Below are 19,609 nucleotides of genomic sequence, written 5' to 3' on the forward strand. Positions count from 1 at the left end.
CCATCTCCGCTCAAACGCTAGTCGCCAGCATCGCTTCTATTTATAGCCCTCTGCGCCTTTGCTCCAGCTTCATCTTCTTCTCAAGCGCCTTGTATACTCTGTCGGCGATGACCTCCGGCTGCAGCTGCGGCATCTTCATAATCATCGACTGCAGCTTTTCGGGATCATATTCCTTCGGCGCCTCAATCTTCACTTGCTTGGCTTGCTCCACCACCGGCTCTGATTTCGATTGCATATACGATAATTGAACGGGAGCCGGAAGCTTTCGGCTTTCCATTCCTGAGCCGCGTTCGATGGAAGCGTCGCGTTTCTGCTGCAAGGATCTTCCGGCATTCGCAACGGTAAGTGATGCGATGCTCCTTCCCGATGGGATACTCCTCGAATCCGCACCTCCGCTGACTGTATCCTGGCGAAAATCCTGATTGACAACAGTGAGCGGTGAAAAGCTTGAGCGAGTATTTTGAATCCTATTTGAATTATTGCTTTGATTTTCGCGTTGATTGTTGCTTGAATTGATGTTTTTGTTTCTGTTTTGACTTTTGTTTTGCTTGCTGTTTTGCATTTGCATAGTGTTTTGCTTGCTGTTTTGATTTCTGTCTTGACCTTTGCTTTGCTTGCTGTTTTGACTTTTGTTTTGATTACTGCTTGGATTGCTGCTTGGCTTGCTCATTTCCTTATTGTTTTGCATATTGTTATAAATCTTGCTTTGCAACTTGCTTTGCAACTTGCTTTGCAACTTGCTTTGCGACTTGCTTTGCGACTTGCTTTGTAACTTGCTTTGTATCTCCGCTTGGCGTTTCCCCTGATTGTTGCTTTCATTCTTGTTTATTATTGTTTTTTGCAGTTCCTTTTGCAGCTTACTTTGGATCATACCGGAATTCAAAGCGGAGTCATTGCTTTTCGGTCTTTGTATTAATCTGCCGACCTTCCTTTGAACAATGTTGCTGCTCGAATGACTAGTCTCGCGAGAAAGCCCCCTGTTATTAAATTTGCTAATCAGCCTTGTTTGGGTTCTATTCCCTGCATTGCTATTCGTACTCTTTAAGAAACTGATGCTTCTATTGGTACTGGTACTACTATTGATGAGGCTATTGGTGCTGGCACTACTATTGATGATACTATTGGTATCGCTATCCTTACTGTGCAATACGCTATGGTTACTCCTTCTATTCGCTGGATGGACAGCAGCATTCTTCATTGTGTTCCTTGCAGCGTTCTTCGCGCCGCTTTGCAAGCTGTGCGTTCTTGTCCTTTCTGCCTTTCGCAATAGCGGAGTCATCGCAGACAGCCTTCTATTGCGAGGTTTTAAGGTTTTGCTAACCTGCGCGCTTTTAATGGTTCTGTCGCCTTGGACAGTTTTTGCTTTACTCCTGAATACCGCGCTATTTCGGGCAGCGCCTGATTCTACGCGAGATTCAGGCCTCGCTTTCTTCTTCTCCCGTTCCTTCTTATTCATTAACGGAGTCAGAGAGTCAGGGTCATGAACATGCCCGAATGCAGCCGCAGCATGAACCTTGCCGGCCATATGGCTTTGGACGACAGTTGGGCGATCCCCCTCGAGATTCCGGGCGCTTTTGCGCTGCGCAGCCCTTTGAACAGTTAGGCCAATAGGAGCCGAATCCTTCCTCATCTGATCGACAGAGCTCATTCTTGAATAGAGTCGATAGAGTCTATCCGGCTTTTGCAGCCTGATTGAACGGATAGATTTCGACCGTTCCGCTTTTGCTTCCACGTTTCTCGAAAACCTCGTGATCATGGCAGCAAAATGTTTGTTTACCGTAACTTGCAATTGCGATTGCCGTTTCTCGCGACTTTCTGCTTCGGAAGAATCGCTTCCTTCATACAATTGTGTGCTTTGGATTTGCTTAGTTCTATGTAAAGTAGGTTGATTATCATATGCTGTCCATGTCAAATCCGTTTTTTCGCTAGATTTTAAACGCTCTCTCGACACTTTGACGGCATTCGCGCGATCACTAATTTTCGAACGTTCGCCGCCGTTCGCAGCCAGAGTCGAGTCTGCTCCTGCCGTCGCCCGGGCAACAACGATCATTGGCGCACCCGCCTGATTTTTTGGTTTGTTCCATCGCACTAGCTTGGAAGCCGAACTGATAGCCGGTCCAGCAGTAGACTGACGCATCGCTTTCCCATAAACCTGCTTCTTCCGTTCTTTCATTGGAGCAGTCCTTACAACCGCTTGATTCTCTTGCATCGCAATCAAATCCTCAGCATCCCGGACAATTCTTCGTTTGAGCTTCCCCAAGGATTGGCTGACCTGCAGCGGCTTGAGGGAGGACAAATGCTCCATGACAGCCTTCCGTCTCTTCTGTTCATCGATGGCGGTTCGCAATTGTCGTACTTGTCTGCTTCCGAACGCGAGCTTGCTTGCGGGAATGTTGCCCTGCTCTTTCGCGAGTTCTCCCGTTCGTTTGACCGCAACGTCATCGTTTTGACTTTGCATATTATGTTCTGAATTCAAGCCGGGAGCTTCCCGATCCGGCAGCTTCCGCTTGGAGAACGGAGTGACGTTTAGCTTTGTTCGCTTCGTCTCGGACTCTATCATGACAAGACTTGCTTCCGGCTGCTTGATCAACCCGGCTTCGTTGCCAACATGCTCTCCCTTCCTTTGGGAAAGAGTGACTGGCGCACTGACTGGCGTATCAGGACGGTGTATGATGCTTTGATTTTGCAAGATGCCCGCATTTTGATCAGAGCCTGTTTCCTTGCTCCGCTGCTTGCCATTCCGTGTCGCGGCTGGACTTGTATTGCTCCGATCGTTTTGCTTCCTATCAGCTTCCTCGTTTCGCCCAGATATGCCGTTCCTTTGCATCGCTTGCGCCGGCATTGCTGCCCCGCGTCTTGCATTCGTCAATTGAAGGGGCTTCATGCGCTTTGATTTTGTGACTTCTCTCGGCTGCAAAACAAGTTTGCCTGACGTCATCGATTTCCTATCGTTATTTCTATTTTCAAGGAAGGCTTGCTCCCTCTGTCTATCGTCTATTCCTGAAATCTCATATTTTCGTTTTTCGGTTTGTACTTCCTCATGCGCATTGCTTGCTTGTTCAAATCGCTCATTCTTATTGCTTTTTCGCGCATTTCTATTTTTAGTTCTATTTTTATTTCTATTCTCTTGATTCCTTGCATCATTATTTCTTGAGTTTTGATGTTTAGCAGTTTGATTCCTGACCTCTTGTTTGCTGATCTCTTGGTTTCTTGCGCCGCTGTCAGGTGCGCCGCCGGCTTTAGCCGGGAGAGTTCGATTCGCCGGCAATGCTTCTCCAGACCTGGAAACAGTCGCTTCGCTATGATTCGTATGAACGACACTATTAACGAGCCGACCGCCGGCTTTCCGCTGAAGCGTATGAATGATGATGGGATGCCTCAGCTGCTCTTGCAGCTTTTGTATATAATCAATTCGCTTCCAATTCTGTTCCTGAAGAACAGAAGCCTCGGTATGCGTAATTGATAATTTTCTTTGTTTAATTGGCACTGGATTGTTTGAAAGATCAACAATCTGTTTATTAGTAGATAAAACATGTATTTCTGGCCGCTGTTCCATCTGTTTGGAAGAGGAATCTGCATCGAGCCGAACAGGCTGCGTTATCGCCAGCTCTCTTGCCCATCTCTGTTTTTCGATGACATGCACGACATCTCTAATAATGATTTTCTCTTTCTCGATTCTGATTTCTTTCTGAATAACTTTATCTTTCGCGGTCGAACTGGACGAGCGCTCCGCCTTCTGCCCTGTTGCAGGAGCGGGCTTGCCGGCTTTAGGCTCCGACTTCGGCGCGTTAATTTTGACATGAATATGATTCTGAACAACGGAGGCCTCCGCATTCTTCTTCGCATGAAGCATTTGCAGTCTCCCTGCGGAATTGCGATTGCCGCCTCTCGAACGATACTTGCTCATAATGTCATGGGCGAATGGAGTTGCAGCAAGCGCTGCTGCCTTCCGGATTTCTATGTTGTTCTTATTAAGCTTCATCCGGCAAGACCTCCTCGCATTTGCAATTGCATCTATGAGCTAAAGCTTCCATACAGCCCGGAATGGGCAATTTCCACCGATTCGAACGCGACATCGCTAGTCGCGGCATTGAGCTGCGGTCCGGACCACTTCACTGGATACGCGTCATAAAAATTCCAACGCCCAAACTCCGTTCCATCTGGATTCTGCAGCACGATGGCTCCCGATTTTCGGGTCAGCTTGCCGTCTATCGAGCTCTCGTACCAATTCCATAAAGCCGGCGATTTGGTCAACCCTCGTTTCAGCACAAGATTGGGGAATTTCACGCCTTTGGGCAGCTTGTGAACATAACCGTTCACTCCGCCTTCCCGATATTCGTCAAATTCGGTCTCCGCTTCCAATCCCGACACTTCAGAGAAGCCCGCAACCAATATTCCGTCCAGCTCCACCCAGAAATGATAGGCGCTGGCGACATCATTGTATTTGCTTCTATCCTGACTTTTCATGGCAGCCAAGCCTTAAGTCACCTCTTCCCGAACACATCGAACACATTCGGTTTCTCATTGTCATCGTTCATCTTGCGATTAATCTTCGAGATCTCCTCGCACCAACGGCGGCGTTCGCTATGCTCCATATTCATAATATCGTCATGAGGCCAATGGAAGTAATAAGCGACGAAGCCGACCTCCTCGTATAGCCGATCGACCGGATAGGCTAGGAGAGGGCTTCCGTTAAGGACAAAAAATCGATCGCGACCTCATGCTCATGATCGCATTTCGGACAGGTTGCCAGCACCGAAGGAGCTTCCAGATCATTAACTTGTCGATACAAATTTTGCAAGTAGGCAAGATCCGCAGTGAACAGCTTCTCTATCAATCTCGTATCGATATGCTTCAAATCGCCAAGCTTGGTCACAACCCGCGCCATTAATATAATGGTCAGATAGCTTGGATTCGATTGAACGCGAGGATCCTTCATCGGCAAAATCTCATCTGCGGCGGTCGCGAGCCTCATCGTTCCCCGGCGATGAAGATTGCCATGGTCATCCACGTAGCCCCGCGGTAATTCAAATTCATATTCTGTCTGGAACGCCATAGCTTCATCTCCTCGTTTCTCATGCGCGCCACATAAGCATAGGCCCGTCCTTCTACTCTGACTCAGGTATGCGGACGGGCCCGCTCGCGCGGCTTATTATTGCGTTCTTGTCAATCCTTCATGAGCAAATTCGATAAATTCCAGTGCAACCTCTGTGCCGACGCCGTTGAAGGTCGGAGCGGAGTATTTGACCGGCCAGGATTCAATGACTTGCCAAGTCGCGACATCGGAGCCTTCTTCGTCAAGAGCGATGATGGTAATCGTCTTGCGCTCAATGGTTCCTTCAACGCATTCCTGCAGCCATTCGTACAGCTCCATGGACTCCGTCGTGCCCCATTTCAACGTAATATTGCCGTACTTCACCAATCCTGGAAGCTTGCGAGGCGTAATCAATTCGTCTCCCTCGCGATATTCAATCACATCGAACGTAGCTTCAAAGCCGGAAACTTCGCTAAATCCAGCTTGCTCGAGACCCTCAACCTCAACGCGAAATCTAAAATTACGATATGGATCAATACGATCGCCTGTCATGGGTATCCCCTTCCGTTATTCGTTATCCGGGTCTATTCCGAGCCGGTCTTCTGTGTAATGCGGAACACGACAAATTCAGCAGGCTTCACCGGCGCAACGCCGATTACGCAAATCAATCTGCCATTGTCGATATCGTCTTGCGTCATCGTCGAACGTCCGATCTCGACATAGAAGGCTTCCGATGCGCTGGATCCGGCCAATGCTCCGTCGCGCCATACACGAGTCAGGAACGCGTCGATCGTCCGTTGAACGCGCGCCCACAGCTGCTCGGTATTCGGTTCGAAAACAACCCAACTGGATCCGTTCAGAATCGAGCCTTCCAGGAAGATGAACAGCCGTCTTACGTTAATATATTTCCACAGCGTGTTGGAGGAGCAAGTGCGAGCGCCCCATACGCGAATGCCTTGTCCCGTGAACGAACGAATCAGGTTGACTCCGGCAGGGTTCAAAATGTCTTGCTCGCCGTTGTTGTATTGCACGTCAAGTCCGACTACGCCGCGAAGCGTCTCGTTTGCAGGCGCCTTCTCCACGCCGCGCGTATTATCCGAGCGCGAATATACGCCCGCAATCGAACCGGATGGCGGAATGAAGATGTTGCGCTTGTCGAGCGGGTCGAATACTTGAAGCCATGGATTGTAAAGCGCGCAATAGCTCGAATCGAACAAATCGCGATGAGCAAGCACGTCCTGCACCTTCGTCGCTTCTCGAGGAAGATCCAGAATCGCAAAGCGGCTTCCCAAGTTCTCGCAATGCGCAACCAGTGATAACTGCACGTTCGGATCGGTCACGCCCGGAATGGCCATAATGCTGACAACATCGTTGTCGATAAACGCTTGAATGCCCGTTCTGCGGCCTGGACCCAAATCTTCGCCGATGAAATCCGCAGGAGAGATGCTCTCCGCCGATCCGTCGCTTCCGCCGGACAAGCCGAATTCGAATGCCTTTGCTTCCTCTCCAGCGATTTGCAGGAACGGCGTTTGACCGGCTTCTTGAGCGCCGACGACAGTCAGATCGATCAGACCCGAACGGCCCGTAAGCTTCTCGATATAGTTAGGCGCTTCCGGATTAAGCGAAGCCTTCTCGTAGGTTTCCGCTTCCGTGCCGTTAATGACTTGCAAGGTGAATTCGCTCGTTTGCAGCGTCTTCGTTGGAACAAGAGCGGTATCCACGACATCGCCGCTCAGCGCTTCGGCAAGCTCGATTACCCCGTCATTAACCGCAACAACAGCATTCACTTGTTCCTCGGAACCATTCTGGAACACAACGACATCGCCCGGATAGAAGCCGGATGCGTTCTTCACGCGATAACGGTTGCCGTCCAATGCTTCAAGAATCGGCGTTTTCGCTTTGCTCGCCGGCAGCAACGCAATCTTGATTTGATTGCCCCATGCTCCGGGATTTTTGGCTGTAACGGACAGCACGGATTGCTGTTCTCCGCTTGCAGCCGCTTTTGCGTCGGAAGGAGCAACGCGCATGACATAGCAGCGGGAACCTCCGTTTAAGAAAAATTGATTAACCGCGTAAGCCAAATAGCGATACGGACCGAAAGCATTCTCGGAAAGGTAGGACCCGTAAATTCTTCCGAAATCTGCGGGACCCGTAATAAGTTGCGGCAAGCCGGCAGCAGGTCCACGGGCAGCGAGACCGATAAAACCTGCAGTGCTTGTGCTGACTCCGTCAAGCGGTTTGGCGCCGCTCTCGAATTCCTCGACATAGACGCCAGGCGATAAATACTCAGCCATGTGTGATCTCCTCTCTGGAACAATATATGTATTAGGTGACAGCAGAGAGGAAGTCCTCTCTCAACCCCAAAACCATTGCTATGCGCAGCATGAACGGTCAGCTCTGCCGCGGTGAAACGCCAATTCCGTATGTAATAGATTCTTGATGCGGGACCATAAACTCATAAATCTCATTTTCTTGCAAAAAAAAAAGAGGCAGAACCTATAAATAGTATAGCTGTTCTGCGTCTCTCTGACTAGAATATTCTATCTGTTTTTGTCATTTTTTTTGATTCTATCAAACATTATGTCGAAAACCGGACTTTTCACCGCGTTGTCTGCTGCGAAAACGATTTTCCGAAGGGGTTAGCCGCTGCCGCTATCTTCGCATCAGGCATAGAACCGCGATGTCGTCGGATTGCGGAGCGCCGTCGGCGAACATGAACACATCCATGAGAAGCGCGTCGATGATCTCCGCGCTGGAATATTGGGAGGCAAGTCCCAGAAAACGCTCCAATCGATCAACAGAATATTGCTCCTGCTGGGCATTCTCCGCCTCGGTTATGCCGTCCGTATAAAGCACGAAGCGATCACCTTGCTCAAGCAAAACGGTTTCGTTCGTATAGGTGAATTCCGGAAACGCGCCAAGCGGTATGCCCTTCGTTAACTTGACCGGGAGCACGGCGCCGTTCGCCTTCACGATAAAAGGCGTGCAATGGCCGCCGTCGCTCAGAGTCACCTCGCCAGTCGCGATATTGAGTACGCCGCATACGATCGTCGCGAACAATTGCGCGTTATTGTTGCACAGCTCGTCATTGACGTTCTCCAGCAGTTCTCCCGGCGTAAGCTTCGCGTTCATGTTTCCTTTGAGAAGCGAAAGCGTCATCGCCATGAACAGCGCCGCCGGTATGCCTTTGTCGGATACATCGCCAAGCGTGAAGAACAAATGCTCTTCATCGATTTTGTAGAAATTATAGAAATCTCCGCCCACTTCCTTCGCCGACTTCAGCAAAGCGCACACATCGAACGGCTCGTTTGCCGAGGGCATCGTCGTCGGCAGAAAGCTGAGCTGAATGCTCCCCGCAATCTGCAGCTCGCTCTCGAGTCTCTCCTTCATCGCGGTAGCTGATTGAAGCTCGTGGACGGATTGCTCCAGGGACTCATACATACGAGCGTTGTCGAGAGCAAGCGCCACAGGAGCAGTGAAGCTGTGAAGCAACTCGACATCCTCCTTACGGAAGGAGGAATGAGTATTGGTATTGACGGCTTGCAAGAGTCCCAGCTCGCGGCCTCGCGCCTTCATTTGCATGATTACGCTTCGTCCGTCGACAGTCGCCGCGCCCGGCATGCCGTCCGCCGAAAGCTCGCTGGATGCCGCAATTTCTCCCGGCACGAAGGAGAGCATAACCTGATCCGAACGCACGAGCTGCTTCGCCGCTTGCTCCGCCTTCCGCAGAAGCTCCTCTTCGCTTCGGACGGCATGAACCTCGTTGCTGAGCCGGAACAGCTTATCCGCGCGTTCGAGCCTTTCGGTCAATTTGCGGTTTCGATACGCCATATAGGCCGCCGCCCCCAGTCCTGCGACAGCAAGGACGATATACATTTCATTCAAGAGCAGAACCGCCTTTCCAACTTAATCTGCGCGAACATTCAATGGGCTGCTCCCAGTTTTTCCAGCGCTTCTTCCTTCGTAGCGGCCATCTCCAGTATATTCGTGAAGCCCGACATCTCGAATACATCGTAGACCTGCTCGCCCAGACACGCGCACACCATGCGGCCCTTGCTCGCTCTGAGCTTCTTCGCCGCCACCAGCACAACGCGCAGACCCGCGCTGCTTATGTATTGCAATTCGCTGAAGTCGAAGATGAACTGCTGCTTTCCCTCTGCCAGCAGTTGCAGGAATGCCTGCTCCGCGGTCGTCGCGTTGTTGCCGTCCAATCTGCCTTCCAGCGGAAATACCGTAACGCCTTTCCATTCATGCGCTTCCAAATTCATTCTCGCATCCCCCTGTCATTTAGCCAATCTGATTCTTGCTCATCAAGATGCAGTTCTTGCCGTCGTCGTATTCATAGCTGACGGCATCCATTAACCGTTTCACGAAAAAAATGCCCAATCCGCCGATCGGACGTTCGTCCACATCCATATCAAGCTGGGAAAGCGGATCCGCCTCCTGCAGCGGATTAAAGGGAACCCCGTCGTCTCGAATGCTGATTCGCACGCTCTCCGGCGAAGCCTGGACTCCGATCTCGATTTCATGCTCGCCTCCTCCGGGAAAGCCGTAATTGATAATATTCACTACGATTTCTTCGCAAGCGAGCGACAAATCCAGAATGGATCGTTCGGACCAGCCTGCCGATGCGCCTATCTCTTCCAACTGTTCATTCAATTGTTGAAGAGCATCCAAACGGTTATCAAGCTTAATCAATCTATCGATCTCAACTCGCTTCTCGTTCGACATTCACAGCCCCCTCCATTCATCCGACATTCCGCGGCTTCAAGCATTTTCCCTTCTTACAACAAGAATTTCTACATGGAGACGACTTATCCTGCCGAGGAGGTCGAAAAAATGCCGCTTTTGTCGAAATTCCACAGTTGCCCGCTCCGCCTTATGAGGGCGTGTCTGAATACTCCGCCCTAATCTGTATCAAAAACTTTGCCGGAAATTCGAACCAGCGTTCCTTGCTTCTCTGCTCGATCGACACCAACCCTCCAGCCTCGCTCCTGCGCCCTTTCCTCCATCATTTTCAGGCCGTAGGCTCCCTTCTTCCGCTTTCTCTCGTCAGTTATGCCGATGCCGTCGTCTTCGATGCTGCACTCGAAAAGCGTTTGCTCCTCATCGACAAACCTGGCCTCAATCCGGACATGACTCGCTTCCGCATGCTTCTGCACGTTCATAAGCGCCTCCTGCATAATGGCGAGCAGTTCAATCTTCTCCTTCGAAGTGAACATAGCATCCGGCAATTGCCAATTCACTTCGGCAATAATGCCTCCGCTATGCTCCAGCTCCTCCGTCCAACGGTGAATGCTCTGCAGCCAAGCCGAGTTCGTCGGCTGTGGAGCCGTATGCAAATTGGCGATCGATTGCCTCACATCATCGTTCACATGCCGTACGGTTTTGCGAATCACTTCCAATGTTTCAGACGCATCCGTCTCGTTCTTCGCACGGCCGAGCTTGTCCAGCTTCACCGACAGCATGAACAACGATTGCGAAATTCCGTCATGAAGCTCTCTGGCCAGCTGCTCACGCTCCTCGAAGGCGGCTTTCAGCACCCTCTGCCTGTTCAACGATTCCTGCATATGCTCCAGCCTCGCGAACAAAGCTCTAAGCAAGGTCAGCGTAACGAGAAACACAAATACGGGAGCCAGGTAGTTGCCCAGCTTCATCGAGATATAAGGAAGAAGAAAGACATGTCGAACATATTCCCACACGCCAATCACAATGGTAGGAATCCATAGAATAAACCATTTCAGCCATTTGTAAGACATCTCGACTCACACCTTAATTACCGATTATCGAACGGAACCTCTCTGGCGATCGACTCGCCGTCTTTTGTCGTAATCACAATTTCCGCCAGCCAATCTCCGACGGAATCCAAATCCACTCCCGTTGCCCGATAGTTCGTTTCCGTAAAGCCGGGAAAGGCGAATTCCGCCTCCAAATCCAGCTTCTTCAATTCGACCTGAACGGACTGCTTGCCGGTCTTTCCCTGTTCTTGCAGCAGAAGCTCGACCGATTGAGGCTCGCCTGACGCTTCGGGAAGCCATACGGTGAAGGTAACGGTATTGGGACCTATGGCATTCGGTTCCACAGACAAGGTATAATGCAGCTTCTCGCCCATTTGATGATACTTGAACGGCTCGCTGTACGGCTCAGGGCTCAAGGTCGTGAATACGCCTGCCGCAATCAGCACAGCGGCGAGAAGAACGCCGTCCAGCTTCAGCAGACTTCCCTTCGGCAGCTCGCGCCGTTTCACTCTGAGGCGAAGCAGGAAGCCGACGACAACGATGACGAGCACGAAGGCGGATTTCGCAATCAGAAAGCCGCCCCATGCGGTATGGAACAGATATCTCCAAGACGGCAGGATCGCCCATGTCATGAAGCTCCCGCTGACAATCAATACGAGCAGCGAAAGCCAAACGATTGAAGCGAACCGTTCGGCAAATCTGCCTGTTTCTTTGCGATCCTTGAACCACAGCAGCAAGAGCAGTACAATGCCTGCCGTCCATACCGAAGCGCAGATCAGGTGGATGAAGTCGGCGGCAATCGCATAGGTTCGCTCATTCGCCGCAGCGGGATGTCCATTGAAGCTCTCCGCCCCGAGCAGCAGCAGAGACCATAACAGCTTTGCAGCGCTTGGCAGCTTTAACACAAGAAAACCCGCCAGCGACAAAATCAGCACGGCCGCCCACGAACGGCCCGAGGTCGTTTCTGTCAGAACGGAACTCCACTGCTCCGCTCCGCCGCCGAGCTCGGTAACCAAATCGTTTATCTGCAGGAAAACATGCGCGATTGCTGTCAGCATAAACCCTCTTATCGCGTAAAGCTGCCATTTGTTCAGCATCTCCTGTTGTACGGCAGAACGATTGATGAAGGTCAAATTGGCATGCAGAAACAGCCCCGAAGCCGCGAGCAGCATGAAATAATAGACGATTCTAACCGCATAGCGCAGAAATTCTTCCGCGGAAAGGCCGCTTTCCATGCCCTCATGCTCCATACCGGGCATATCCGGCATATCCTCCATGCCTTCCATGCCTGACAGCGCTCCACTGCCGGACATCCCCTCCATTCCCTGCATAGTGGACGCGGCTTCCGCATGTATATGCGAAAATGGGACGCAGCCGATTAATACAATGATTCCCAACAGCATTGCAAGTCCTAATGATAATGAACGCTTCCTGTCCCTTCTACCCAGCAACTCTTTCCCACTTCCTTTGCGCAACCGTTCCGCTAGTATCGGCGGTCTTATTCTGTTCACCATCATAACATAATAAAGCCGAAGCATGCGCGGCTCGCCCTATTTCAATTCAATCGGTTTGTTATGTTACAATGACAGGAAGCTTCATGAAATTTGTTCTGAAGGAGGATGTACACGAATGGCAAGCCAGACAGGTGACATTGTACAACAATCATTGGATACGTTAATGGAGGAACCATCCTTTCTGCCGCAGGTGCAAGAGGAGCAGCGGAAGCAAGTATTCCAGTCGCTAGCCGCAATTCTTTCAACTCCGAACAAAATTAATAAAGCGTTTCTTCGCGTAGCTCTCTGCGACGGCAAGGTGCTTCGCATTCCTGCCTTTCGCGTTCAGCATAATGACACATTAGGGCCCTACAAAGGCGGCATTCGATTCCATGAATCCGTGAATGAAGACGAGGTAATCAACCTTGCGGCGCTCATGACCTTGAAGAACGCGCTGCATGATGTGCCGTTCGGCGGAGGAAAGGGCGGCGTCGTCCTTAATCCTCGCAGCTATCCCGAGAAGGATCTCTACCAAATCTGCAAGAAATATGTGCAATATTTCACCGATGTGCTCGGACCGGACAAGGATATTCCCGCGCCAGACGTCGGCACGAGCGAGCGCGAAATGGATTGGATGATGGCCGAATATAAGAGCATTCATCCGGGCAAGCCTTATTTGGGAAGCTTCACAGGCAAGAGCGTCGTCAGCGGCGGCTCGCTCGGAAGAAGAGAAGCGACGGGCAAAGGCGTATACTTCACCTTTCGTTATCTGCTTCACGACTTCATCAAGGATAACCAGAGCTGGCTCTCCAGCGGTGACAATGTGTTCGCCCACACCGCGCTTGACCATATGGACAAACATCTGACCATCGCAGTGCAGGGCTTCGGCAATGTTGGCTCCGTCGCTGCGCTCGAAGCCTACAAATGCTCGTTCCTACATAATAAAGTCGTCGCCGTCAGCGATCGGAATGTCACCTTGTACAGCGAAGAGGGGCTCGATATTCCTTCGCTCATCGACTATATCAGCTCTCATCGGGGAGATCTGCCGACGACTGACGAGCAGCTGCAGGCGCTTGGCATCAGCGCCGTCATCAAGAGCCGCGAAGAAGTGCTTACGATGGACGTTGATGTACTTATTCTTGCCGCGCTGGAGGATCAACTGCATAAGGATAATGCGGATCAGGTCAAGGCAAGAATTATTGTGGAAGGCGCGAATGCCCCGATCACAGGCGAGGCGGATCAGCTGCTTTCGAAGAAGGGCGTCGTCATCATCCCGGATATTCTCGCGAACGCAGGCGGCGTAATCGTATCCTATTTCGAATGGCTTCAGGATCGCGAGACGATCTTCTATATGGAAGATGAGGTATACAAGCAATTGTTTGCCAAAATGCAAAAAACGATGGTTAGCATTCTGCCGGCTTATTTCGCAGATCCGCTGCCGCTCAGACAGAATTGCTACGTGCATGCTGTAAGGAAGCTTTCCGCATCTCTGTATCGGCAAGGAAAGCTGTACTAATTCCCATCAGGTTGAACACACGGAGGAGAAGCAAGGATGGAAATGGAGAGTATCCCTTTAAAAGCGTTGGAAATCACGTATGGCTCCTATGACTTTGCCCCTATAAGCTTTCAGAAGGCGGAGCTTGTCATCGTGACCGATTACGGCGACAAACTCTGGTATATCGAAATCGACGGAGTCGCGGAGAGCGAGCTGCTTCGGTCGTTCAGCTTGAGAGAGGATATCGAGGTGGTCGTCACCGCTGTGCTTGCAAGCGGCAGCAGCCTTCGAGGCAAGGGCTATTTCCACGCGAATGAACCGCATCAGGCAGCCGCCATTCGGGGAGACGGCGAGCTGATTCGCCTGTAGGGGAAACGACAAGAAAAACGCCTGACGGTGTCCTACTCAAAGGTAATCAGCTCGAATGCGCGGTACCGTGCTTTATGAGAAGCTGTAACACTGGTCACCGGTGCTGGAGAGCGAAAAACAGTTCGAGATAGGACTGCAACGCTGCACCGACGCTGGAGAGCGGAAAACAGTTCGGCATGGGACTGCAACGCTGCACCGACGCTGGAGAGCGGAAAACAGTTCGGCATGGGACTGCAACGCTGGTCATCAACGCTTCAGTTCGGATTACTGCCTGGGATCTTGTTGAAACGTTCGTAATCAGCTCCAGACGGAAGACCCCTACCCGAAATTTTATAAATTATTATAAGAAAAACGCCTGATGGCGTCCTTTGAAAGCAGCGACCTGTTCTAACGGACTTTTTGTCCTCTTAGACGCCGTTTTCCACACTCGCTTGCTCTAACGGACTTTTTGTCCTCTTAGCCAACCAAACGAGCGAAAAAACAACGGGATTAACCCGCTAAGAGGCGAAAATGTCCGTTAAAAATCTGCGCTGGCTAAAAAGAGCTTCTAAGGGTCGAAAAAGTCCGTTACAGTTGCAGGAATTACTCCCAAACCCCATACTTTCGGCCTTTCAGAGTCGGCGACCTAAAGCTTTGCAGTTCAAAGCAGCCTCGTACGCACATTACGATTTTATTTGTCATTTCCTATGACCCGAAATCTTATAAATTCTATAATTATGAGAAATCCTCTCTCGAGGCCTTTCAGAGATGAGCGACCTAAAGCTTTGCGGAGCAAAGCAGCTTCGTAAGCATGAGGATTTATTGCCAAATATGATTTCCGTTTTCGAATGCTCGAAAACTTATAATTTCTATTGTGGTAAGAAAGAGCCCTGCGACGTTTCGAAAACGTTGCAGGGCTCCCTCTGTTCATATAAGTATATCTTCTGTTCTTCCTTAAGCTTTCGAGACCTCGGGAGTCGTCAAACGGTCGTAGAATTCAACCGCTTTGTCCTTGTCTTCCGTTCCGCGAAGCGCCATGGCCGAACGCGGATGCTCGTCGAGAATGCCTGTAATCATGTAAGGAATAATATAGCCCCACTCTTCCTGCTCGCGAAGAGGAATCATATGCTTCTCGATCATGTCGAGCACGGGACGAACATTGTATTTCGCCTGCTTCAGCTCCGTGACGAGCAGCTCGGTATTGCAATTGCCCGCCGCGCGGCCCATGCCGTACACGGATGCGTCAAGCAATTCGACTCCCTTGCCGGCCGCAAGCAGCGTATTGGCGAAGGCCAGTTGAAGATTGTTGTGCGCATGCACGCCAAGGCGCTTGTTCGGCAGATGCTGCTGGAACTTGTCCACGAGATAGCTGACATCATCCGGCTTCAGGCTGCCGTAGGAATCCACGATGTACACCACGTCGACGACGCTTTCGTTAATTTGTTGGAAAGCTTCAATCAGCTGATTCTCCATCACATTCGATAATGCCATAATGTTCAACGTCGTTTCATAACCGCGATCATGGAATAATTGCACAAGCTCCAAAGCCTTGTCCACATCCTGAATATAACAGGCCACACGAATCAGATCCAGCAAGCTCTCGCTGCGGGGCAGAATATCCGCTTCGTCGACACGTCCGATATCGACAAGCGCGGACAGCTTCGTATTGCCCTTGTTCGGAATGACCTTCCGAAGGAAATCGTCGTTCAGGAAACGCCAAGGCCCCGCATCCTCCGCGCCTTTCAGCAGCTTGGGTGAGTTCTTGTAGCCGATTTCCATATAATCCACGCCGGCCTCGTTAAGACTATTATAAAGGTGCTGCACGAACTCAATGCTGAAATCCCAGTTGTTCACGAGTCCGCCATCCCGTACCGTACAGTCGACAATCTTGCAATGACTTGTTTTCGAATGCATGTTATTGCTCCTTTGATCTGAACCACAGTTCATTTTTAACTATCATCATACTTGAAATACTGCCCGAGCGCAAACAAAAAGAGAGGCACGTCCGCCTCTCTCTGGTTGCAACCCCAAGCTTGCGTATCGTCATTATACGGTCTCCGCCAGCACCTTTTCCTGTTCCTTCTTAATCGCCGGTCTTGCTTCCTCCATCTTGACGACGGCTGGAGCGGGAGCCTCTCCTGTCAATCCATGCGGCAAGCATAGCGGCTTGCCCGTTCTTGGATTCGGAATAACATCCGCTTCAATCGCGAATACGTCGCGCAGCATTTCGCTGGTTACGACCTCTTCGGCGCTTCCTTCATAGAGCACGTTGCCCGATTTGATCGCCACGATATGATGAGCGAATTGGGTGGCATGATTCAGATCATGCACCACCATGACGATCGTCCGTTTCTCGTCGCGATGGAGCCGTTCCAGCAAATTCAGCACCTCGAGCTGATGGGCCATATCGAGAAAGGTCGTAGGCTCATCCAGGAACAGGATATCCGTTCCTTGCGCGAGCGCCATGGCGATCCAGGCCCGTTGCCGCTGTCCGCCCGACATCTGCTCGATCGGCCGATCGGCGAGCTCGGTCATGCCGGTAACGTCGATCGCCCAGGCAATCATTTCTTTGTCCTGCGCTTGCAGGGAGCCAAGCCCGCTCTGATGCGGGAATCGGCCGTAAGACACCAGTTCGCTTACGGTCAGCCCCTCGGGAGAGACCGGATTCTGCGGCAGTATCGCAAGCTGCTTGGCTACCTCCTTCGTAGCCATCTTATGTATCGACTTCCCGTCGAGGAATACAGCGCCCCTCGAAGGCTTCACGATTCTGGCCATCGTCTTCAATATCGTGGATTTCCCCGAACCGTTCGCTCCGACCAAAGCCGTAATCTCTCCGGAAGGAATTCGCAGATCCATTCCGTTCACAATGATCTTATCTCCGTATGCAATCGTCAAGCTTTCTGCGAATAACCGAGACATGCTGTCATCTCCTTGCCTTTCATGATAACGATTCTCACTTTCACTATTTTCAATGATAATGGTTATCACTGTAATTGTCAACCTCTTTCGCAGCATTCGCCGCCCTCTTCATTGACAGCAAACTCATTTTCTCTTATTCTAAAGAGAATGAATGATAATGGTTATCATTATTGTACTGGACGGAGTGAATGAAATGAACGCGAACACCTGCGGGGATCTCAAGCTTGAAATTGACTTCTCCCTTTTGCGAGCTTACTTTAATGTTTCTCCCGCAGGCTTGGAGCAGCCGTCGATGACCTTGCCCGCCCGCGAGCTATTGAAGGCAGACGCTTTGAATGTCGTCTTCGAGCAATCCGGAACCGTTCTGCGCGCGACCTCCAAGGAGCTTCCTGCATCGGTGCTCGGACTTTCCCTGTACGGCCTGGCCGCGTCGCAGCTCATCGTATTGGCGCAATACAGCATGTGGGTGGATTTGACCGTCGACAATCTCGAATTTCAGCTTCAGCCGCATGAAACCTATGTTACACCCGGCTACAGAATCCGCCGCTTGAAGTTCGACAGCGTGCCTGACGGCAATTTCCGCGAAGCCTTTCTGGAGGAAGCTTGGCGAAATTTCTTCACCTTGACCGTTGTGCCGCTTGTCGGCAGAATCGCCGCCTTTGCCGGTGTGAAGCCCCAGTTGATCTGGAATCAATTCGCCGGCCGCCAAAGCCAGCTTCGCGATTATATCCATGAGAACGAAGAGAGGGAGGAGATCCTTGGAAACTTTGAGCGGGAGGACACGCTGCTGTCCGGACTTGCTCCCGAATGGTTCGGATTAAGGCGGAATCCTTTCGTGCATAAGCCGAAATACATTGAAAACCCTTATCAGGAAGGCAAAAAGATGATGATCAGATCCTCTTGCTGCTTGTATGATAAACGCGAGAATGGCAAGAAATGCTATAATTGTCCCAGGCTGACCGAGCAAGAAAGACTTGAGCAATGGAATCAAATGAAGACGGGGTCCTCCTGAATCCGGGAAGGCTTCATGAAGTTTGGATTTACAAATAGACATTTTAAAGTTAAAATATTATGTAAACAACAACGCTGAATTTTCAGTTCTTTGAAAAGCGGGGGAACCACGGCGAACAATGCGAGCAAGCTATGCGCTCCTTTATTCGCGAGGGGTGAATCCGGGGATTTGTGCCCCCGGTAGGGTCTACTCTCTAGCCCGAATCCGACAGCTAACCTCGTAAGCGGATAAAGGAGAGATGTGCCTTTGTTATCGGTAACGCTTAACGATTCTCAATTTCCGTCGGACGGTCCCGGGCATCTAGCGATTACGCGCATTGAAGTGTTCGTCATCCCCGCATTGGCCATAGACGCGAACGGATACCGTGTATGCCTTCGTCTCACAACTGATTTTGGCATCGGGTGGAATGAACAGTTTGTGTGTGAAAATGATTCAAGCTTTGATCTCGAAGCATGGCGTGCCCCGCTTCAATCCTTTGTTGGAAGGTTCCCGCTCTCCTCCCTCACAGATCGATTAACGGAACGCATTACCGGATGTGCAGATCAACTCGATAACCGTGCCCTCGAGATGTTCGTAGCCGCTCTTGATCAGCTCAGGTTTAAAGAGGCTGCCATCAGCACCATCACAACGAATTCCGGCAACATAGAGGAATCAGTCCTTCAACAACGCGCAAAGGCGTATCTATCGTTAGACTAATCCTGTTTTCAGGACAATAAGCCCGAAATCTTCTGTACGGAAGCTTTCGGGCTTATTTGTGCTATGCGATCCTCTCGCATGCTCCCAGCTATGAGCCGGTCGAACGGTAATGCTTCACGCCGAATTGCCACACAAGGAGACAAAACAACAGAAACATGCTGCCGCCGAACGGGATGAGCATGGGAAGCATCAGACCTCCCTCCTTCTTCCCCAGCAGATACAGCATGGGCAAATACGAAACAACGCCGAACGGGATGACAAAGGTGAAAAAGCGAGTTACCCATTTGCTGTATATCGTAAGCGGATATTGCGCCATTTCCCTGCCTCCGTCGGTGAAAATATTCGCCACTTCGATCGCCTGAATCGTCCAGAAGCAGAAGGTCGCCGCCAGGATGAAGATGCCGGTGAAGATCATGACGCCGTTAAACACCATAAAGACAAGGATGAGAAGCTTCGTCAGGCTCCACACCTGAGGCAAATGCGACAGGGACCAGGCCAAAACAAGCAGGGATTGCAGCAATCTTCCGATTCTCGTGAATTCGAATTTCGATCCCAGCACCTGCAGCACCGTGCTGCGGGGACGAACGAGAAGCCGGTCGAAATCTCCGCTGGCGGCCAGACTGGAGAAGGCGTCAAAACCGCGCGCGAAGCATTCGCTGAGCGAGAAGGAGAGGTGAATGACAGCATAACAGAGCGCCACCTCGAAGAAGCTCCATTCCTGAAGCTGGCCGAAGCGCTGGAACATGAAATACAACCCTCCGAACACCATGAACGGAATGAAGAACTGCCCGATGCTGAGCAGCGCGAACGAGGTTCGATACTGAAGCTGCGATTTGAAATGAATATTCATGTATTGAAAATATAATCGGATCA

General features: G+C 50.9%; 17 protein-coding genes, 1 pseudogene and 1 riboswitch. Of the genes and pseudogenes, 4 read left to right on the plus strand and 14 right to left on the minus strand.

Annotated elements, in window-relative coordinates:
* Positions 1 to 40: 40 nt before the first annotated feature.
* From HFP08_RS12765 to HFP08_RS12815, 11 genes and pseudogenes are all read right to left on the minus strand, one after another.
* A complete protein-coding gene (locus HFP08_RS12765) occupies positions 41 to 3,982 on the minus strand; it encodes a hypothetical protein (protein WP_168120986.1) in 3,942 nt (1,313 codons plus the stop codon).
* A 32-nt stretch (positions 3,983 to 4,014) separates the two neighbouring features.
* The gene (locus HFP08_RS12770) at positions 4,015 to 4,467 is read right to left on the minus strand and encodes a phage tail protein (protein ID WP_168121136.1); all 453 of its coding nucleotides are present in this window, start codon (positions 4,465 to 4,467) and stop codon (positions 4,015 to 4,017) included.
* Between the two features lie 17 nt (positions 4,468 to 4,484).
* Positions 4,485 to 4,652: pseudogene (locus HFP08_RS29595) on the minus strand (DUF6760 family protein); the annotation flags it as partial.
* A 23-nt stretch (positions 4,653 to 4,675) separates the two neighbouring features.
* On the minus strand, positions 4,676 to 5,056 hold the full coding sequence (locus tag HFP08_RS12780; protein WP_168120987.1) for a phage tail assembly protein: 381 nt from the start codon (positions 5,054 to 5,056) through the stop codon (positions 4,676 to 4,678).
* Positions 5,057 to 5,152: 96 nt separating this feature from the next.
* Entirely contained in the window at positions 5,153 to 5,587 is a 435-nt protein-coding gene (locus HFP08_RS12785; protein WP_168120988.1) for a phage tail protein, read from the minus strand.
* 32 nt (positions 5,588 to 5,619) lie between these two features.
* A complete protein-coding gene (locus HFP08_RS12790; RefSeq protein ID WP_168120989.1) occupies positions 5,620 to 7,329 on the minus strand; it encodes a phage tail sheath family protein in 1,710 nt (569 codons plus the stop codon).
* A gap of 358 nt (positions 7,330 to 7,687) precedes the next feature.
* Positions 7,688 to 8,911, minus strand: coding sequence for a PP2C family protein-serine/threonine phosphatase (locus HFP08_RS12795; RefSeq protein WP_240941369.1), 1,224 nt, complete (start codon positions 8,909 to 8,911; stop codon positions 7,688 to 7,690).
* Between the two features lie 47 nt (positions 8,912 to 8,958).
* Positions 8,959 to 9,303: an STAS domain-containing protein gene (locus tag HFP08_RS12800; RefSeq protein WP_168120991.1), complete on the minus strand. Its 345-nt coding sequence runs from the start codon at positions 9,301 to 9,303 to the stop codon at positions 8,959 to 8,961.
* A gap of 19 nt (positions 9,304 to 9,322) precedes the next feature.
* Positions 9,323 to 9,766, minus strand: coding sequence for an ATP-binding protein (locus tag HFP08_RS12805; RefSeq protein WP_168120992.1), 444 nt, complete (start codon positions 9,764 to 9,766; stop codon positions 9,323 to 9,325).
* 176 nt (positions 9,767 to 9,942) lie between these two features.
* Entirely contained in the window at positions 9,943 to 10,794 is an 852-nt protein-coding gene (locus HFP08_RS12810; RefSeq protein WP_168120993.1) for a sensor histidine kinase, read from the minus strand.
* A 17-nt stretch (positions 10,795 to 10,811) separates the two neighbouring features.
* Positions 10,812 to 12,104, minus strand: coding sequence for a copper resistance D family protein (locus HFP08_RS12815; protein ID WP_168120994.1), 1,293 nt, complete (start codon positions 12,102 to 12,104; stop codon positions 10,812 to 10,814).
* Positions 12,105 to 12,402: 298 nt separating this feature from the next.
* Between HFP08_RS12815 and HFP08_RS12820 the strand changes: the two genes are divergently transcribed.
* The gene (locus tag HFP08_RS12820) at positions 12,403 to 13,782 is read left to right on the plus strand and encodes a Glu/Leu/Phe/Val family dehydrogenase (RefSeq protein ID WP_168120995.1); all 1,380 of its coding nucleotides are present in this window, start codon (positions 12,403 to 12,405) and stop codon (positions 13,780 to 13,782) included.
* 36 nt (positions 13,783 to 13,818) lie between these two features.
* Entirely contained in the window at positions 13,819 to 14,130 is a 312-nt protein-coding gene (locus HFP08_RS12825; protein WP_240941345.1) for a hypothetical protein, read from the plus strand.
* 933 nt (positions 14,131 to 15,063) lie between these two features.
* Here HFP08_RS12825 and HFP08_RS12830 read toward each other — a convergent pair.
* Both HFP08_RS12830 and HFP08_RS12835 read right to left on the minus strand, forming a co-directional pair.
* Complete coding sequence (locus tag HFP08_RS12830) at positions 15,064 to 16,023, minus strand: aldolase catalytic domain-containing protein (protein WP_168120996.1); 960 nt, start codon at positions 16,021 to 16,023, stop codon at positions 15,064 to 15,066.
* A gap of 132 nt (positions 16,024 to 16,155) precedes the next feature.
* Positions 16,156 to 17,028 (minus strand): ABC transporter ATP-binding protein, encoded by an 873-nt coding sequence (locus tag HFP08_RS12835; protein ID WP_168120997.1) that lies wholly within the window; start codon positions 17,026 to 17,028, stop codon positions 16,156 to 16,158.
* 157 nt (positions 17,029 to 17,185) lie between these two features.
* On the opposite strand from HFP08_RS12835, the gene HFP08_RS12840 reads away from it, so the two are divergent.
* Complete coding sequence (locus HFP08_RS12840) at positions 17,186 to 18,040, plus strand: (2Fe-2S)-binding protein (protein WP_168120998.1); 855 nt, start codon at positions 17,186 to 17,188, stop codon at positions 18,038 to 18,040.
* A gap of 62 nt (positions 18,041 to 18,102) precedes the next feature.
* A riboswitch (cyclic di-AMP (ydaO/yuaA leader) is annotated at positions 18,103 to 18,281 on the plus strand.
* Between the two features lie 5 nt (positions 18,282 to 18,286).
* Positions 18,287 to 18,736, plus strand: coding sequence for a hypothetical protein (locus HFP08_RS12845; RefSeq protein ID WP_168120999.1), 450 nt, complete (start codon positions 18,287 to 18,289; stop codon positions 18,734 to 18,736).
* 88 nt (positions 18,737 to 18,824) lie between these two features.
* Here the strand turns inward: HFP08_RS12845 and HFP08_RS12850 are convergent, their stop codons facing one another.
* Positions 18,825 to 19,607, minus strand: a complete 783-nt coding sequence (locus HFP08_RS12850; protein ID WP_206109245.1) for an ABC transporter permease — start codon at positions 19,605 to 19,607, stop codon at positions 18,825 to 18,827.
* Positions 19,608 to 19,609: the final 2 nt, after the last annotated feature.

It is taken from the genome of Paenibacillus sp. HB172176, assembly GCF_011947265.1.
Lineage (GTDB): Bacteria > Bacillota > Bacilli > Paenibacillales > Paenibacillaceae > Pristimantibacillus.

Coding starts and splice junctions, on each gene's coding strand:
- HFP08_RS12765 (WP_168120986.1), bottom strand. CDS start 3,982: ATGAAGCTTAATAAGAACAACATAGAAATCCGGAAGGCAGCAGCGCTT.
- HFP08_RS12770 (WP_168121136.1), bottom strand. CDS start 4,467: ATGAAAAGTCAGGATAGAAGCAAATACAATGATGTCGCCAGCGCCTAT.
- HFP08_RS12780 (WP_168120987.1), bottom strand. CDS start 5,056: ATGGCGTTCCAGACAGAATATGAATTTGAATTACCGCGGGGCTACGTG.
- HFP08_RS12785 (WP_168120988.1), bottom strand. CDS start 5,587: ATGACAGGCGATCGTATTGATCCATATCGTAATTTTAGATTTCGCGTT.
- HFP08_RS12790 (WP_168120989.1), bottom strand. CDS start 7,329: ATGGCTGAGTATTTATCGCCTGGCGTCTATGTCGAGGAATTCGAGAGC.
- HFP08_RS12795 (WP_240941369.1), bottom strand. CDS start 8,911: ATGTATATCGTCCTTGCTGTCGCAGGACTGGGGGCGGCGGCCTATATG.
- HFP08_RS12800 (WP_168120991.1), bottom strand. CDS start 9,303: ATGAATTTGGAAGCGCATGAATGGAAAGGCGTTACGGTATTTCCGCTG.
- HFP08_RS12805 (WP_168120992.1), bottom strand. CDS start 9,766: ATGTCGAACGAGAAGCGAGTTGAGATCGATAGATTGATTAAGCTTGAT.
- HFP08_RS12810 (WP_168120993.1), bottom strand. CDS start 10,794: ATGTCTTACAAATGGCTGAAATGGTTTATTCTATGGATTCCTACCATT.
- HFP08_RS12815 (WP_168120994.1), bottom strand. CDS start 12,104: ATGCAGGGAATGGAGGGGATGTCCGGCAGTGGAGCGCTGTCAGGCATG.
- HFP08_RS12820 (WP_168120995.1), top strand. CDS start 12,403: ATGGCAAGCCAGACAGGTGACATTGTACAACAATCATTGGATACGTTA.
- HFP08_RS12825 (WP_240941345.1), top strand. CDS start 13,819: ATGGAAATGGAGAGTATCCCTTTAAAAGCGTTGGAAATCACGTATGGC.
- HFP08_RS12830 (WP_168120996.1), bottom strand. CDS start 16,023: ATGCATTCGAAAACAAGTCATTGCAAGATTGTCGACTGTACGGTACGG.
- HFP08_RS12835 (WP_168120997.1), bottom strand. CDS start 17,028: ATGTCTCGGTTATTCGCAGAAAGCTTGACGATTGCATACGGAGATAAG.
- HFP08_RS12840 (WP_168120998.1), top strand. CDS start 17,186: ATGGTTATCATTATTGTACTGGACGGAGTGAATGAAATGAACGCGAAC.